13 protein-coding genes and 1 rRNA gene are annotated in these 16841 nt (G+C 46.5%); 2 read left to right on the plus strand and 12 right to left on the minus strand.

The features are described from left to right. Nucleotides 1-175: 175 nt before the first annotated feature. The 4 genes from rrf to uvrC all read right to left on the minus strand — a co-directional run bounded on the left by rrf (nt 176) and on the right by uvrC (nt 4064). Nucleotides 176-291, minus strand: a 5S ribosomal RNA gene (gene rrf, locus LBL30_02190). Between the two features lie 100 nt (nt 292-391). After that, nucleotides 392-1630, minus strand: a complete 1239-nt coding sequence (locus tag LBL30_02195) for an MFS transporter (protein ID MDR1031913.1) — start codon at nt 1628-1630, stop codon at nt 392-394. Nucleotides 1631-1645: 15 nt separating this feature from the next. Further along, a complete protein-coding gene (gene pgsA / locus LBL30_02200) occupies nt 1646-2209 on the minus strand; it encodes a CDP-diacylglycerol--glycerol-3-phosphate 3-phosphatidyltransferase (GenBank protein MDR1031914.1) in 564 nt (187 codons plus the stop codon). 22 nt (nt 2210-2231) lie between these two features. Beyond that, nucleotides 2232-4064: an excinuclease ABC subunit UvrC gene (gene uvrC, locus LBL30_02205; GenBank protein MDR1031915.1), complete on the minus strand. Its 1833-nt coding sequence runs from the start codon at nt 4062-4064 to the stop codon at nt 2232-2234. Between the two features lie 247 nt (nt 4065-4311). Between uvrC and LBL30_02210 the strand changes: the two genes are divergently transcribed. Further along, entirely contained in the window at nt 4312-5094 is a 783-nt protein-coding gene (locus LBL30_02210) for a hypothetical protein (protein MDR1031916.1), read from the plus strand. A gap of 206 nt (nt 5095-5300) precedes the next feature. Here LBL30_02210 and LBL30_02215 read toward each other — a convergent pair whose 3' ends face one another. From LBL30_02215 to pheS, 8 genes are all read right to left on the minus strand, one after another. Further along, nucleotides 5301-5633: a DUF721 domain-containing protein gene (locus tag LBL30_02215; protein ID MDR1031917.1), complete on the minus strand. Its 333-nt coding sequence runs from the start codon at nt 5631-5633 to the stop codon at nt 5301-5303. 5 nt (nt 5634-5638) lie between these two features. Then, nucleotides 5639-6565, minus strand: coding sequence for a protein translocase subunit SecF (gene secF / locus LBL30_02220; GenBank protein ID MDR1031918.1), 927 nt, complete (start codon nt 6563-6565; stop codon nt 5639-5641). Between the two features lie 31 nt (nt 6566-6596). After that, nucleotides 6597-8180 (minus strand): protein translocase subunit SecD, encoded by a 1584-nt coding sequence (gene secD / locus LBL30_02225; protein ID MDR1031919.1) that lies wholly within the window; start codon nt 8178-8180, stop codon nt 6597-6599. 70 nt (nt 8181-8250) lie between these two features. Beyond that, nucleotides 8251-9417, minus strand: coding sequence for a hydroxymethylglutaryl-CoA synthase (locus LBL30_02230; protein MDR1031920.1), 1167 nt, complete (start codon nt 9415-9417; stop codon nt 8251-8253). Next, entirely contained in the window at nt 9401-10504 is a 1104-nt protein-coding gene (locus tag LBL30_02235; GenBank protein MDR1031921.1) for a hypothetical protein, read from the minus strand. The genes LBL30_02230 and LBL30_02235 overlap by 17 nt, the downstream gene beginning before the upstream one ends. 86 nt (nt 10505-10590) lie before the next feature. Continuing rightward, on the minus strand, nt 10591-12387 hold the full coding sequence (gene lepA / locus LBL30_02240; protein MDR1031922.1) for a translation elongation factor 4: 1797 nt from the start codon (nt 12385-12387) through the stop codon (nt 10591-10593). Continuing rightward, nucleotides 12388-14790: a phenylalanine--tRNA ligase subunit beta gene (gene pheT / locus LBL30_02245; protein MDR1031923.1), complete on the minus strand. Its 2403-nt coding sequence runs from the start codon at nt 14788-14790 to the stop codon at nt 12388-12390. An 18-nt stretch (nt 14791-14808) separates the two neighbouring features. Next, entirely contained in the window at nt 14809-15888 is a 1080-nt protein-coding gene (gene pheS, locus LBL30_02250) for a phenylalanine--tRNA ligase subunit alpha (protein MDR1031924.1), read from the minus strand. 110 nt (nt 15889-15998) lie between these two features. Between pheS and LBL30_02255 the strand changes: the two genes are divergently transcribed. Next, nucleotides 15999-16841: a 2,3,4,5-tetrahydropyridine-2,6-dicarboxylate N-succinyltransferase gene (locus LBL30_02255; GenBank protein ID MDR1031925.1), complete on the plus strand. Its 843-nt coding sequence runs from the start codon at nt 15999-16001 to the stop codon at nt 16839-16841.

A 16841-nucleotide genomic window follows, 5' to 3' on the forward strand; every position in this document is an offset into this window, starting at 1 on the left:
TAATATGATAACAGTAATGTAATTTGTCAAGTTTTTTTTGAAAAAGAATGACAAAAGGTTTCGCAAGGCTTTTGTACTAAACATTAAGCACTTAGATTGACGGCTATAAAGGTTAACACCAGCTCGTTATTATGGAAAAAACCGCCGAAAGTAGACAAAAGACACGAGGATTAAGGCCTGGCAGTGAACTACTTTCCCGTACCTTAAGGCACAGTATCATCGCCGCTGGGAACTTTCGCTTTCCAGTTCGGAATGGGATGGAGCGTTGGGCTTCCCGCTGTTGCCGCCAGGCCGATCCTACGAAGCTGATTCTATTATATACAAATTAATCATGCAAGCATCTTTCACAAGATCGCTAAGGCGCTTTATTAATGCCGATATAACAACATACTCAGCTTATGTGCTCTTGATTTATGGTTTCTTTAATAAAGACCGACATGACGAATGATATGACCAAACAAATCGGCAGCGTTAAAATAGCTTTGTGGTAACAGGATATGTCATACAGCCTTACGCCCGATGTGGACAGGCCGCCTGTCCAGAACAAATCTAACAGCACGCCGAACACCGGCTGAAAAATCGATCCAGCCAGCATTACCAGCGCATTGGCCAGCGCAATTGCAGTCCCAGAATGCCGCACAGACGCATTGTTCTTCGCACACGTGAAAACCAGAACCTCCGCAGCTGTAAATACACCTATTAAGAATACTATTGCAAAGGAGGTATATAAATTTTGCGAGTACATTAATGCGATGAACAGAACCGCGGTGCAAATGGCTGAAAAACGGATGGTTTTCATATAACCGCCAAACTTCCTGGCAATAATGGCTACCGGAATGCTGCCGATGGCAAACCCTATAAAAAGTGCCGAAGTCGCAAAAGAAGCCAGCTCATTGTTAACTTGGTGCTTGGCTATAAAAAACGGTACGGCCCAAAGCTCGGAAAATACCGAGACCGGAAGATACATGAACCCTCCGACCATGCCTGATAGAATGATCTGCTTATTCTTTATGATCTTTTTAAAGATAGACCCGAAAGATTTCTGTATGCCAGTATTCTCTGGTATCCTTATCGCCTTAGGTAGCAGTGCGAATGCCAACACGGCCAAGATCGCCCCTATAATCGAAAGAAACAATATTGCCTCTCTCCATCCAATGGCGTTCACCAGCTTAGCAGTTGGAAAACCGCTGCACAGAGCCCCAAACGTGCCCATCATGTTTGTTATTCCCGCAAATATGGGGAAATGCTTAATCGGAAAGACAGTAGACGCGATTTGCATGCTGGATATAAACGCGCAAGACGCCCCGGCGCCTACCAAAAAACGACCACACTGAGCGGTAAACACACTGTCAGTCCAAACAAACATAACCGACCCCAAAACGGACAAAATTATTGACGACCCTATCAGATTCTTTGGCCCAAGTTTGTCAAGTATAAGGCCACATGGAACTTGCAGAGTAACGTACGAATAGTAAAAGCAAGACACCATCATGCCAAGGATGCTGGTTGTAATGCCATAGTGATACATCAGGTCGTCGGTCATGACGCTAGGCGAAACGCGCAGCACTACCTCGTATAGATAGAATACGTTAGCAATACTCCATGTAACCCAGGATTTAATGTTTTTCATGACAGCGCCCTATTGTTATTTAGATTTTTCTGAAAAGATACAAGATAAGCCAGCCGTTAAATGACCAACTCCGCTTACTGCCGTTATAAGCGCAGCACACCACAGGCTTATGATTCCAAGCTGATGTATCTCATGAACACAGCTGCCCAGTGGAACGTCCGCCAATATAAGCAGAGTCATAGAGACCATTTGCACAAGTGTTTTGCATTTGGACAGCTTGCTTACAGGAAGCTCTTTATCGACCGTAGCTAAGTATTCTCTTACGCCAGAGATCAATATCTCTCGCATAACTACTATTATCGCGGGGATCAGCTCAAGGCCGTGTATTTTGCCGATCTCTACTAGCATAAGAATGGTTGAGACGACTAGCAACTTATCGGCAATCGGGTCCAAAAGCTTACCGAGCCTTGACACTTGCCCCCAACGCCTGGCGATAAAGCCGTCCAAGAAATCTGTCAAGCAAGACAGCATAAACAGGATCGCGGCGCACCAGCTTGCAAAACTGCCGCGTACATAAAGGCAAACGACTATAGCCGGTATCGACAGAATGCGAAATAATGTTAAAGCGTTGGGGATCAAAATTATATGTTTGTAACCGCAGCTAATCTTTATCAGCTTTGCGAAGGTATTTAAAGATATTTTCCGCCAGCTCCTTACCTATACCGCCAACTTTTGACAGATCAGCGGCGCTGGCCGCCAGTATATTCTCGACCGAACCAAAATAGGCAAGTAAGTCGCGATGACGCTTACTGCCTATGCCGGGGACGTCGTCCAGCACAGATTTATGGGCATTACGCCCTCGAGCTTTTCTGTGTGAGGAGATTGCGAACCTATGCGCCTCGTCTCGCAGCCGCTGTAAGAAGTACATAAGCGGTGAGTTTTTGCTGACCTCAAGCGCGCGGCCTTCGTAATATATCGTCTCGTCCCCAGCATTACGCTTTATACCTTTGGCGATCGATATCATCTTAACGTCACTACAGCTTTCTTTAAGCCTTGTTTGCACAGCGCTAAGCTGGCCTTTCCCCCCGTCTAAGATAATCAAACTCGGCATTTCTTCTTTCAACGAGCCTGAAAACCTGCGCATCAACATATCGCCCATCATGGCGCAGTCATCCCCGCGCTTTTCCTGCATTTTGAATAATCTGTATGAGCTTTTATTGAATCCTTTACCAATCTCATAAATGACCATAGCCCCATAGGCAAAAGTCCCTTGGATATGACTGTTGTCGTATATTTCTATGCGGTTAAGGTCCGATATACCCAACATTTGACTCAACAGATCGGCAATCGCCGCGTCGTCTTTAAGATCTGGCTTTTTGTTGGACAGACTGTCCTGAGCTTTGATAACCGCGGCCATGACAATACTGCGCTTACTGCCAAGTTTTGGGGTTTGTATTTTAACTAAACGCCCGGCCCTTTGGCCAACGAATTGCTTTAGCAAAAGCAGATCTTGCGGCTCATGCGAGGTCAGGATTAAATCTGGCGCTTCGCACGATTGATAGTATTGCTTAATAAACTCGGCCAATATGAATGCGGGCGAGTACTGCTTGGTTAGATCGTTTTCCGAGATATTTATAAAGTATGCTTCGTTGTGGCTAAGCTCCCCGTGGCGATAGGCGTTAACCTGAACGCAGCAACCAACCGCAGAAAGCGCCAACCCCAGCACATCTAACGACACATTTATGTTTATGCAGATGTTCTGGACGGTCTGAATTTTGGTTAAAAGTCTTATTTGGTCTCTGTAAACCGCGGCTTCTTCAAACCTGAAATTATTGCTTGCCATAAGCATCTTGGCGCTCAGCTCTGATCTCAGGCTAAAACTCTGGCCGCCTAGGAATTTAACGATGCTGCGGACGTTTTCGGCGTATTCAGCCTCTGATATCCGGCTGCAACAAGGCGCTGAGCAACGCTTGATATGGTATTTCAGGCAAGGCCTGGTTCTTAAAGAAAACGCCCTGTCGGTACATGTTCTGACCTTAAACGCCGAAGTCAAGAAATCCAGTACCATGGCGGCTTCTCTGCCGGAATAGTACGGCCCAAATCTCCGAGAATCTTGCCCGCTCTCGCTTTCTCTGAATTTAGCAATACGCGGATATTTATGCTTGGTAACCGCGATGTAGTTATAGTTTTTGGGGGTTTTCAGCAGAACGTTGAATCTGGGGACGTGCTTGGTTATAAGGCTTGCTTCTAAGAACAGCGCTTCAAGTTCATTTGCGGTTGTCTCGAACTTGACTTTTTCTATCATCGAGACCATTAATTGAAGCCGCTTTGGCAAAGCATCAAATTGGTAATAGCTCTTGATGCGGTTTCTAATGTTTTTAGCCTTGCCTATATAAATGATCTCATTTTCTTGCGAGATCATCTTATAAACACCTGGACATCTTGGTGCTTGCTCAATAAAGCGTTTTAAGTTCGAAAGCCCAGCTAAAGTCACGTATCTTCCAACTTATTAATTCGATTGAATTAGTTATACACACTGCCGTTGTATATCTAAAGCACACACGTATGCCTTGTTTAAGAAATTAGGCGCTGACGCTCTCTGATATTAGGATATTACAGAGAGCAGCCTTGTTCGATTTTACCTACTAATAAGTAATTGTTACATCGGCTGGCTTACCGATTATGTTAACCAATTCCTGACGACTTGTGTGAAGCTTACATGTTGAAGTACCAGTGCATCAGTGCCGAATTTTACAAGACTTAAAACTGGCGGAACCGTCAACTTCCAAGATTGCACAGGTCTCAATGGCCCTGCTCCGGAATTCACTGCTCTTACGAGTTGCAGGATCATCACTTTTCAAGGCTGTACTGGGTTGACCGGCACTCCAACTTTCCCTGTTTTTGCAAATTTAATAAGCGGAGTCATAGACTTCCGGGGCTGTACAGGGTTAACTGAAGCGCCGACTTTCCCAGAATTGCAGAATGCAACTGGGGGTTATAGTAATAACTATATAGACTTCACTGGTTGTACTAAAATGGTTGGGCAAGCACCAGTTTTTCCTAAACTAACCACCATGAATGGTAATTGGGGCTTTTCTATCGACTTCAGCGGACTTACAGGGTTAACCGGCGCGCCTTCATTCTCAGCGCTTACGAACTTAAACGGAACTATAAACTTCCAGGGCTGTACAGGACTGAATGGGATAGCTGTTTTCTCTGCTCTTCAAACAATAGGCGGAACCATAAATTTCTCTGGCTGCACGAGTTTGGCGGGAATCACGTTAGAGAATTGCACCGTCAGTGCAGGCACTTGGAATGGGATTAATTTAACCAACACTGGTATCACTACAGTTAACCTCAGCGGCTCTGCATTATCCGGCACTTTGGATATGACAAAGCTTACTAACCTGACGACGCTTATTTTAACTGGGTGCACTGGTACTTCAACATGCAAGCTTCACGCAAGTCGTCAGGAATTGGTTGAAATAATCAACCAGCCAACTGATGTAACAATCACATATTAGTAATTGAAGTAAAGCCGAACAAAACCGCCCCCTCTACGCTATCTTGGTCTTGGGGGGGGGACGTACTTCAATGACGCGTTGCTAAACTTCTTACTTAATTCGCTTGAATGCTTATGGATATAGAATTACAAACTTTCAATTTCCACATTAACCCAATTTAAAAGATCGATATCGCATAATTGATAGCTAAAGCTTTATCCCCCCCCCTAAAGATCATTGCTTCTGCATATTTTGATTTGTGATATTCTGCTGTCGCCAAGGAATGAGTTGATTTTGTCTAGTAGGATTGATGAACTGTATTGCGCTTCGATCAGCTTAGTGCTTTTGGCTTTAATATACAAAACCAACCCGTTCTCGTTAGCTAGTTTTTCTGGCCAGGTAAACTCGCTTAAGCACTCGCCAACGATCTCTTTCCAATAGATATAAAGATCAGAAAACATCAGCCCTTTCTTTTTCATTATTGGCTGGCAAATGCTGTAAGCCAAATCGCACAGACGTACAGGTTTGTTGATGCGCTTTATATTGCTGAGCTTAGGCATTCGGGCTAATTAAATGTGCCCGCGGTCTCGCCGGATTTTATGACTTTCTCAGCCCCGGTATATATAAGCATCGGGGCAGCCAAGCATATGGAGGAAAATGTTCCAACAACGATGCCAAACAAAATCGGCATACTGAATGAGGCAATTACTTCTCCGCCGAATAAATACAAGATAAGTAAAGCCAGCACAGTAGTGGCAGACGTCAGGATAGTACGAGATAGCGTCTCGTTAATGCTTTTGTCGATTATTTCGGTAAGATTTTTATTATTCAGCTTGCGCATGTTCTCACGTATACGGTCGAATATGACGACAGCGTCGTTTATCGAGTATCCCATGACGGTAAGTATGGCTATCAGCGCGTTTGTATTAAACTCAAACGAGTGAAATATACCATAAAACCCAAGTGTAGCCAGACCGTCGTTTAGCAAGCTTAAAATGCCACAAACTGCAAACTGCCACTCAAACCTAAACCAGATGTAAATCAATATAAGAAGCAAAGAGACTATGCCCGCGTAGATACCATCAGTAACCAGCTCTTGGCCTATCTGAGGGCCAACTGACTCTACCCGGCGGTACTCTATGTCACCAAGGGCAGATTTTATCTTTCCAAGCATAGCTTCCCGGTCTTTAGGTGACGACAGCCCAGTATCGCTTATGCGTATAAGCACATCATTGCCGGATCCTAGTCCTTGCAGGGTTACGCTGCCAAAATCTAACTTAGAAAGATTTTCTCGCATCGCCCCGATGTCCGGCTTTTCGTGTGATCTTACTTCAAGCAAATACCCGCCCTTAAAGTCGATGCCATAATTGACGCCGCGTATAGTAAGCGACAAAACGGACACCAACGCTAACAGTCCGAAAATGGCAAAGGTTATAAACCTGCTTTTAATAAAACCAATCTTAGTGTCATGCGGTATTAAAATTAAGTTCAATTCTTTGTCTCCCTTGTGCGCAAAGGCCTAGTTAAAAGGCTATATTTTGCTGTCTGCTGCCCTTCAAATACCAATGATCAACAATAAGCCTTGTTAGCGTAATTGCCGTAAACATCGACGCCAGAATACCAAGCGACAGTGTAACCGCAAACCCTCGTATAGAACCAGATCCGAATACGTAAAGGCAAGCGGTTCCGAACAGTGTTGTTAAGTTAGAGTCTAGGATAGATGAAAATGCTCGCTGATAGCCAGCGTCTACCGCCTGGCGAGGCTTGGCGCCACTCCTAAGTTCTTCGCGTATTCGCTCGTTTATTAAAACATTAGCGTCAACAGCCATACCGACCGTCAGCGCTATGCCAGCTATACCCGGTAAAGTAAGCGTTGCTTGCAAGCAAGACAAGGCCGCAATAAGCAGCACTATATTGAATACAACCGCTATGCTTGCGATAACGCCAAACCAGCCGTACACCAGTATCATAAACAGAGCTACGAACACGATTGCAATAATAGTGGCCACAGTCCCCGCTTTTATCGAGTCCGCCCCCAACCCTGGCCCGACAGTGCGTTCTTCCACCGCCTTTAGCGGAGCTGGTAACGCGCCAGCACGTAGTAACAACGCCAAATCGCTTGCTTCTTGCGCGCTAAAGTGGCTGCTGGTGATGCGCCCAGACCCTCCGGTAATGGCCTCTTGTATCACTGGGGCGCTTATGACCTTGCCGTCCAGCACAATGGCAAAGCGCTTACCAACGTTTTCCCTTGTGACTTTGGCAAAGCGTTTGGCCCCTATGTTGTTGAACTTAAAGCTAACTTGCGATCTGTTGAATTCGTCATATTCCTGGCGAGCATCAGTAAGCATATCTCCGCCAACCATGGCTTGATTTTTAATGGCGATATATCCACTGCCATCTGCATGAGGCAGATACTGATACCCCGTGCCAATCGCTGAGGTAGTTGGACGAGATGACAGCTCTGGCGCCGAAGCCTCAACCAACCTGAAGGTAAGTTTAGCAGTACGACCGATTAAAGCCTTTACCCTTGCAGGATCCTGAACGCCGGGAATTTGAACCAAAATGCGATCAGCGCCTTGCCTGGTTATAACTGGCTCTCGCGTGCCAGAAGCATCAATACGCCGCCTTATAATCTCGATAGATTTATCAACAATCTCACGGTACATGACTTGCTTAGACGCATCTGTATGGGTTATTTCCACATTTTCCCCATTAATTGATACAGAGGAGTCATGATCCACACTCGACAATACGCTGTGAGCCTGCGCAGCCTGAGTCGGGTCATTAAGTCGGAACTTTAAGACTTTATCCCCCAGCTTTACAGTATGAGGCAGGTCAGAAAACCCTACGCCACTTTTCCTGAGCGTCTGGCGAATTTCTTGCGCTACTTGGGACAGTCGCTCTTGATCCGCATAGTCGATGTCAACCTCCATAAGCAAATGCGATCCTCCGCTGAGGTCTAGGCCTAAATAAATAATGTCTTTAGGGAACCAGGAAGGAAGTTTGTTTAGGAAAGAAACGGGCAGTATATTCGGGGCCGCCAGCAGTATCCCCAAAAGGCATACTCCACAGACGATATAACTTCTGAGCTTGCCAGCACTATTCATACAACCAATCCCACCAGCTTACTTTGACATTTTTAAAGCAAATCTATACCAACTTTCAACCAATAAATGGTTAACTGTCCTTAAACTCATAGATACGCCTGTGCTCAGTTATGCCTTTTAACCTCAATCCACCTTTGCTGTAAGCCGGCGTTAGAATATCCGCGCCACGGTAATCGTTCCAAAAATCATAAAACTCACGGAACTTATCGAAATTTATTACCGTCCTAGAGGCCAGTGCTTTCTGAATCGATTTTGATAGCGGTTCTATATATTGCTTATACCCATTTTGCACGATTCCTGAGAAAAATTCACCTACACTGCCAGATCCATAAGCAAACATGCCCACTCGTTTGCCAGAAGCGTCTCTGTCAGGGCTACCCAACATTGACAGCAAACAAACGTAAAGCGCCGCGGTGTAACAATTGCCTATATATGGGGTATAGCGCAGGGTGCTGTTAACTTTTTCATTGCAGTCAACTTCGTTTAATCTGGCCAGCTCATTATGAGCCTTAATCGCCATCTTAGAAAACGGCGTGTGGTAACAAACATGATCTATATCGGTAAAGCTCAACCCTGATTGCCTTTTATAATTATTCCAAGCATTGCCCAGGTGGCTAAGGTACAGCTGTATTGAACGCTTTCCGTCAACAAACGCTACCTCTGAATAGCATGGTCGCCAAAAATCATCTTCATCTGCGCTCCAAACGCCGGAATATGGCTCGATTTCCATTATTCTGGGATTGGCAGATACAATCATAGCTACGCTGCCGCAGCCTTGGGTAGGCTCACCCGGAGTACCAGAGCCGTACTTGGCAATGTCGGAAGCTATGACTAGTGCTTTCAGCTTTGGATCTGATCCAATCATCGATACGCTAAGCTGCAAAGCCGCTGAACTTGCATAGCACGCTTGTTTAAGTTCAAACACTCGGCAATCAGGGTTGAGTTTCAAAAACCGATGCAAGTATATACCGGCAGACTTTGACTGATCCACGCCTGTCTCAGTTGCGAAAATTAACAGCCTTATGCTTTCAATATCATCACGGCTACATAGTGCCTGTTTGGCTGCACCATAGCCAAGGGTGACAACGTCCTCGTCCGGCGGGGCAACCGAAATCTGCTTTTGCATCAGGCCATGTTCGTACTTGGCTGGGTCGATTTTATGCCGCTTGGCCAATTCGCTAAGCTGAAAAACATATTCAGCTGTCTGAAAGCCAATTGAATCAATCCCTATTTTCATATCCGCAGTTTCCATAGAGTTTGGCGTTTCTTTCTATTCTTATATGGCTTTTGGTTAGCTCACCAGGATTGGTTTGCGCAGCCATTAATGACAGCTCTCCGCACAGGACCGCCGCCGCGATTATCTCAGCCAAACGTCGTGATTTAGCGCCAAGCTCATCCCCTTCCTTATGAAGGCATCCCATAATATCGAGGTTCTTTTCTACAAAGGGAATGTGCTTGCCGTTACCGACAACGCCCACTATCAAATTTGGCAAAGTAACCGAGAATACTAAGCCGTCACCAGCTGTGTCCAAGGATGCGCAAGTAATCCCCTGCGATCCTTCGACTATGTTGGCAGCGTCTTGACCCGTTGCAAGATATATCGCAAGAAGCATGTTGGCATAGTGCGCATTCGCGCTTGCCAGACTGCCGGCAGCTATGCTTCCGATAAGGTTTTTCTTGTTATTCAAGTCAACTATCGCTTGAGGTGAGGTTTTAAGCACATCTCGGCAGATACTGGCAGAAATACATGCTTCGGCCACTACATATTTACCTCTGCCAAGTATGCTGTTTACGGCCGATGCCTTTTTGTCAGTGCAGTAGTTGCCAGATATAGATACATACTTGGCGTATTTGTGGTTTTTTATCACCCAATCTAAAACAGCCTCAGCCGCTATAGTGGTCATGTTATGACCAGAGGCGCCTGCTGTTGTCATGGATATCCGAATATAAGCCAGTCGACCTATAAAACGAAAATCTATCCCTTTAAGGGACACAAACCGCCCAGTTGCGGCAACAAGCTGCTCAAGCAAAGAATATTGGCCTAAAAGCGAATCTTTTAGTTTAAGCAGATCTGATATTTGGTCGACTTCAACGACTACTGACCTGGTCATAAAATCGCTGATCAAAACGGTGCGGATACCTCCCGCCAGGTTACAGGCCTTGCTCCCTCGTTGTGACGAATACCAAAGCGGCGCTTCAAACGTTGCCATTGGCACATACGATTCAAATGTAGAGGCGGTTGAGTCTATAATTTTGATTGGCCCCACTGTGCGCATAGGGATGCAAGCGCTGTCTGCCTTGGTTTTATCAAAATCAATCGACATTTTTGTGCTCAATTCTATGACCAGAATGCGGCCAGTGTATCATAAAATCCAGCCAATGGTCAGATTGCGCCAAAGCCAAAACCGCCTTAATTATCTATTTTCAGCACGGCCATAAAGGCGCTTTGCGGTATAGTAACTCGCCCAATCTCACGCATCCTTTTCTTGCCTTCTTTCTGCTTTTCCAGCAGTTTGCGCTTTCTGGTGATATCTCCACCATAGCATTTAGCTGTGACGTCCTTACGTAAAGCGGAAATAGTTTCCCGTGCGATTACCTTAGCGCCTATTGCCGCTTGAATCGGGATTTTGAACAAATGCCTGGGAATAAGCTCTCTCAGCCGTTCACACAGCGCGCGCCCTCGCAGCTCGGCTTTTGTTTTATGCACAATTGAGGCCAAAGCGTCGACTAACTCGCCATTTATAAGTATGTTCAGGCGTACCAAATCGCCTGGCCTGTAATCATAGATTTCGTAATCAAAGCTGGCATATCCACGGCTGATAGACTTAAGCCGATCATAGAAGTCAAAGACTGTCTCATTTAGTGGCAGTTCATACACGGCCATAGCCCGAGCGCCAACATAAGTAAGGTCTCGCTGAACTCCTCGGCGCTCTTCACATAGGCTTAGCACTGCGCCTAAATACTCGTCAGGTACGATAATTGTGGCCTTAATCCAAGGCTCTTCAATCTGTTGCACCTTAACAAGGTCTGGCATATCGGCCGGATTGTGCAAGGTTACTTCTTTGCCATTAGTAAGAACAATTCTGTAAATAACGCTTGGCGCGGTGGTCACGATGTCAAGGTCGTATTCTCTTTCCAGACGCTCTTTTATTACCTCTAGATGCAACAGGCCCAGAAAGCCGCATCTGAACCCAAAACCAAGTGCGGCAGAAGACTCTGTTTCAAACGAAAAACTGGCGTCGTTAAGGTGAAGCTTTTCCAGGCTTTCTCGCAGGCGTGGAAAATCAGAGGCTTCCGTCGGGAACATGCTACAAAAGACCACTGGAGTAACGGGTTTAAATCCTGGCAATGGCGTTTCTGCCGGTTTTAATTCGGTCGTTATTGTATCGCCGACATTACAGTCGGATACGTGCCTTATACCGGACGAGATATACCCTATTTCCCCCGGTCCTAATAAGCTAAGTTTATTGGGCTTTGGGGTGAAGACACCGACCTCTTCTATTGTATATACGCTGCCGTTAGACATCATTTTGATTTTCATTCCGGCTTGTAATGTTCCGTCCATTACGCGAACGAGGGTAACAACGCCTATATACTGATCGTACCAACTGTCGACCAAAAGCGCCTTCAATGGCGCGGTTGCCTCACCCTTCGGCGCAGGTAGCTTTCTTATCAGCGCCTCTAGGACGCCTTTTATGCCTTCCCCTGTTTTGGCTGAGACCCTTATGGCATCATGCGCTTCGATCCCGATCACTTCTTCTATTTGCTCGGCTACTCGTTCGCAGTCCGAAGCTGGAAGATCAATCTTGTTCAGGACGGTAATTACCTCATGATCGTTGCCAATGGCGTGGTAGGCATTGGCCAGAGTCTGCGCTTCGACCCCCTGGGTTGAGTCGACAACCAACAGCGACCCCTCGCAAGCGGCCAGCGACCGGCTTACCTCATAAGCAAAATCCACATGCCCAGGCGTATCCATCAGATTGAGCTGATATTCATTACCGTCATCAGCTTTGTAGATAAGCCTGACGGTTTGGGCCTTAATGGTGATGCCGCGCTCTCGCTCTATATCCATCGAGTCGAGCAATTGATCATGAAACTCTCGTTCAGAAATCCCGCCGCAGTACTGGATCAGTCGATCGGCCAGCGTAGACTTACCGTGATCTATATGGGCAATGATCGCAAAATTCCTGATAAAGCGAGTATCCACCTACTGCCTTATGACTCCGCCAAAGTGCTTATTGACTTCAGAGATAATCCTGGCCGACATATCCTGAAGCTGTTCGTCAGTGAACGTAGCGTCGGTTGGCTCTAGGCTGACGCGTATGGCCAAAGATTTCTTACCTTCGCCAACTTTATCGCCTTCATATACATCGAAAACGCCAATTTTCTTAATTACATTGGGGCTGGTGGCTTTTATCGCGCTTAGGATATCACCCGCCGGGACGGTTTTATCTAAGACAAAGGCGAAATCCCTTACGGCTGATTGAAGGCGTTTATTTGATAAAGCGCCGAGGCTGTCGATTTTCAGCGCGAACAGAGCGTCTAGATCTATCTCAAATCCAAGGACTTTGCATCCATTTACGCCCATTTTCTTAAGCGTCTGCGGATGAATTTCACCAAACCAGGCAACATCGGCTTTACTAACGTTGATTTTCCCACTGCGCCCAGGGTGGTACCAAGAGGCCGCGTCAGAAGAAACACAAATGTTTTCGCGAATTCCGCATACAGACTTGATTACAGCGGCGATGCAGGACTTAAGCGTAAACACATCGTGTTCCAGATTGCCTGACCAATGAGGAATTGGCGCGCAATCAAGCATACATCCGCCTGCCATTAATACCTGGCTTTCCAAAGATTTGTATACAGCCCCAACCTCAAACAAGGCTATGTTGTCTTTGCCGGTATTTTTATTTTTCAGGCAGGCAGATATAAGGTTCGCCAGCATAGAGCAACGCATCACCGATAAATCGGCGCTGATTGGATTGGCCAGTTCTACGATATGGTCTGATTCTGTGCAAAACAGGTCGTTTTGCTCACGCGATGTGAAGGCATAGGTTACAACCTCATCAAGGCCACACGCACACAAAGTTCTTTTAACGCTGATAACCTTCTTTTCTTTGGCGATTGTACCGCCCAGGTCTTCAGATAACGCGTAGGGCAGATGGACTGTGGGCGCGCTCTCATAGCCAACAAGCCGCAGCACCTCTTCTATAAGATCTTCTTCTATTGAGATATCATGTCGCCAAGATGGAACTGAGAACGCAAGCTCATTGTCGCTGTCAGAAACCAGATTCAGGCCCAATGCAGTCAGTTTTTCCCTAACCTTATCGGCAGTAATTTTCATAGCTGATACCTGTTCCAAGCGAGCAAGACGCAACTTTACTGGCTCTGTGGCGATTTTCTTCCTTACGTCACGTACGTACATATTGCTCAACTGTCCACCGCAAATACTAATCACCATATTGGCGGCGTCCGAGAGGCCAGCCAAGGTATACTCTGGATCGATACCACGCTCAAACCGCGTGCGGGCTTCACTGACGATATTCAGCTGCCGACCTGCTTGAGCAACGCCTATTGGGTCAAAAACAGCCGATTCAAGCATAATCGTTGAGGTTTTATCGCTGACTTTCGACCTTTCTCCGCCCATAACCCCAAGAACACCCAAGATACCGGCTGAATCACTAATTACAGGGATACCTTTTGGCAACTTTGTGGCGTGTCCTTTAAGGTCTTTAAATTCCTCGCCCGGCTTAGATAGCCTTATCGATACAGTATCACCTTCGATACAATCAACATCATAGGCATGCAGAGGGCGCGCCATATCCAGACAAAAGTAGTTAGTGATGTCTACCAATGCGGATATGGGCTCTAGCCCGGCGCTTCTAAGCTTTTTCTTAAGCCAATCGGGGCTTTCAACATTTTTGACGCCCTTAATAACTTGCAGGGCTAAAAGCGGTACGCTTTCGTCCATAAGGTCGCCATCGAATGAGACTTTCACGGGGAAATCGAACTCGCCTTCCGCTGCTCCTGAAGCTTGAAGCGGCTTAAGATTGCCTATTCCTGCGGCGGCAAGGTCTCTGGCAATTCCACGCACGGCAAAGCAGTCTGCCCGGTTAGGGGTCAGCGAAACTTCTATAACTGCCTCGATATCCAAAACATCTGCGATTGGCTGGCCCAAAGATGCTGCGTCGATTTTGTCTATCTCTATAATACCTTCACGATCCTGCCCAAGCATAAGCTCACGGGCAGAGCACATCATGCCCATACTTTCTGCTCCACGGATTTTCGTTTTGCTAATCGTTAGGTTGCCGTTGGGAATCACCGCGCCAGGAAGCGCCAAAGCCACATAGATACCGGCTCGCGCGTTTGGCGCTCCACAAACTATCTGAAGAATCTCCGCGCCATAGTTAACCTTACATATCTTCAGCCTGTCTGCTTGCGGATGCTTTTCGGCGGACTCTACATAAGCAACTACGATATCCTTGAACGCCTCTTTAGGATTATAAACTGATTCAACCTCTAAGCCGATATTCGTCAAGGTTGAGGTAATAAGCCCAAGATTAGCCTCAGTATCCAAATGGTCTTTTAGCCAGTTTAACGAAAATTTCAAAAGCCAACTCCTTATTCGTCAAGCAAATGCAGAAAAGCCGTAACGCTCTGTCCAATCTGCGTCAGCTTCGAAAAAACCTCTGATGTCCGGCACGCCGTACTTCAGGATAGCAAGCCTGTCTAACCCCCATCCCATGGCAAATCCTTGGTATTGCTCAGCGTCTATTTTTCCGTGCTTCAACACCTCTGGATGCACCATTCCACATCCAGCAATCTCTAGCCATTTATTTTCTTCCGTCTTGCTTTGGCCAATTACTATGCGCTTGTCCTTTATATAGTACGGAATGTCAACCTCTGCCGATGGCTCTGTAAACGGGAAATATCCAGGACGGATCCGCATGGGCAAAGTTGATATTTCGAAAAATTTGCGGCAAAAGTCGGTAATGCAGCCCTTAAGATGCGCAAAGTTGACTCCTTTGTCTAAAACCAGCACCTCTGCCTGGTGAAACATGGGGGAATGCGTTGCGTCATAGTCGCACCTAAAGGTCCTGCCGGGCACCAATACTCTAAGCGGCGCCCCCCACCTAAGCATAGAATGTATCTGTACTGGCGAAGTATGCGTACGCAGCAAGTATTTGCCGAGCTTTTCATCGGACCTGCCGGCTGCACGCCTGTCATCCTTAATATAAAATGTATCATGCATCTGGCGGGCTGGATGCGATTCAGGTATATTTAGGGCCGTGAAGTTGAAGTACTCGCGCTCTAAATCTTGGCCTGAAGCAACGGCAAATCCCTGCGCGGTAAATATGTCGGTTACTTCCTGAAACACCTTGGTCAGCGGATGCAGTCGGCCAAACTTTTGCTCTAGCTCAGGCAGCGTTACATCAACGCCCTCTGACATAAGCCGGTCGCTAATCGCCTCGTCCTCAAGAGCAATTCTGCGTTTAGCGATTGCGCCTAATGCTATATTCTTAAGGTTATTAGCCGTTTGACTGACTTTCTTGCGTTCTTCTGGTGAAAGCGTGCCCGCTTGCTGCAGGACCTGGGTTATCGAACCACTTTTGCCCAGTAGTGCCACACGCAAAGACTCAAGCGCGGCTAAATCTTTACAGCTGTCTATATCACGCAAAACCTTATCGCTATCCGGAATGGCTGACATAACTGTGTCCTTAAAACGACAAGAAGGCTAGCATGTTCGCCAGTACAAAAAAAGATGTTCACTGTTACTAAGATGTCCTATCCTCACCGAAATCAAAGCCGGAGGGATATTTGTCTGAGCCAAATCTAGATGAAGTTAAAAGCATCATAAATGGCACGCCGCTTAATGCAGCCGGTCTTCAGAATAATTCTGACCTGAAGCTCGCCGTTAAGTTTTGTATAGACGGGCTTGATAAAGGTACGCTGCGAATCGCTGAGTGTAAAAACGGTGAATGGACAGTAAATGATTTTCTAAAGCGCGCTGTTCTGCTTTATTTTCGGCTGCAAGACAATTGTGTTTTAGAGTTTGGTAAAGACCGAGCCGGCCCTGTGTTTTGGGATAAAATACCATTAAAAACCACTGGTTGGTCTGAATCTGATTTTAAGAAAAGTGGTTTTCGTATGGTTGCCGGGGCTGTCGTAAGGTACGGGGCATTCATTGGACCGTCGACAGTCATTATGCCCAGTTTCATCAACATCGGCGCATATGTTGGGTGCAGCACTATGGTGGACGCTTGGGCGACTGTTGGTTCTTGCGCCCAAATCGGCAGCAAATGCCACATATCCGACGGCGTAACGATAGGCGGCGTGCTTGAGCCAATCCAAGCGTCCCCCGTGATAATTGAAGATGATTGTTTTATCGGCGCCAGGTCCAGCGTATCCGAAGGGGTTAAAATTGGCCAAGGCAGCGTTTTGGCCTCCGGCGTATCTATAAGCGCCTCAACTAAGATAGTCGATCGCGAAACAGGCGCAGTAACTTACGGCTTTGTGCCTCCATACTCGGTCGTTGTGCCAGGCAGCATCGCCGCAAGTGGCGGTAAAACGCCGTTAAGCACCGCATGTGTGCTTATAGTTAAGCATGTTGATGAGCAAACTCGCGCCAAAACAGCAATCAACGAAATCTTAAGGTGGTGA

This window comes from Holosporales bacterium (assembly GCA_031263535.1).
Taxonomy (GTDB): Bacteria; Pseudomonadota; Alphaproteobacteria; order UBA3830; family JAIRWN01; genus JAIRWN01.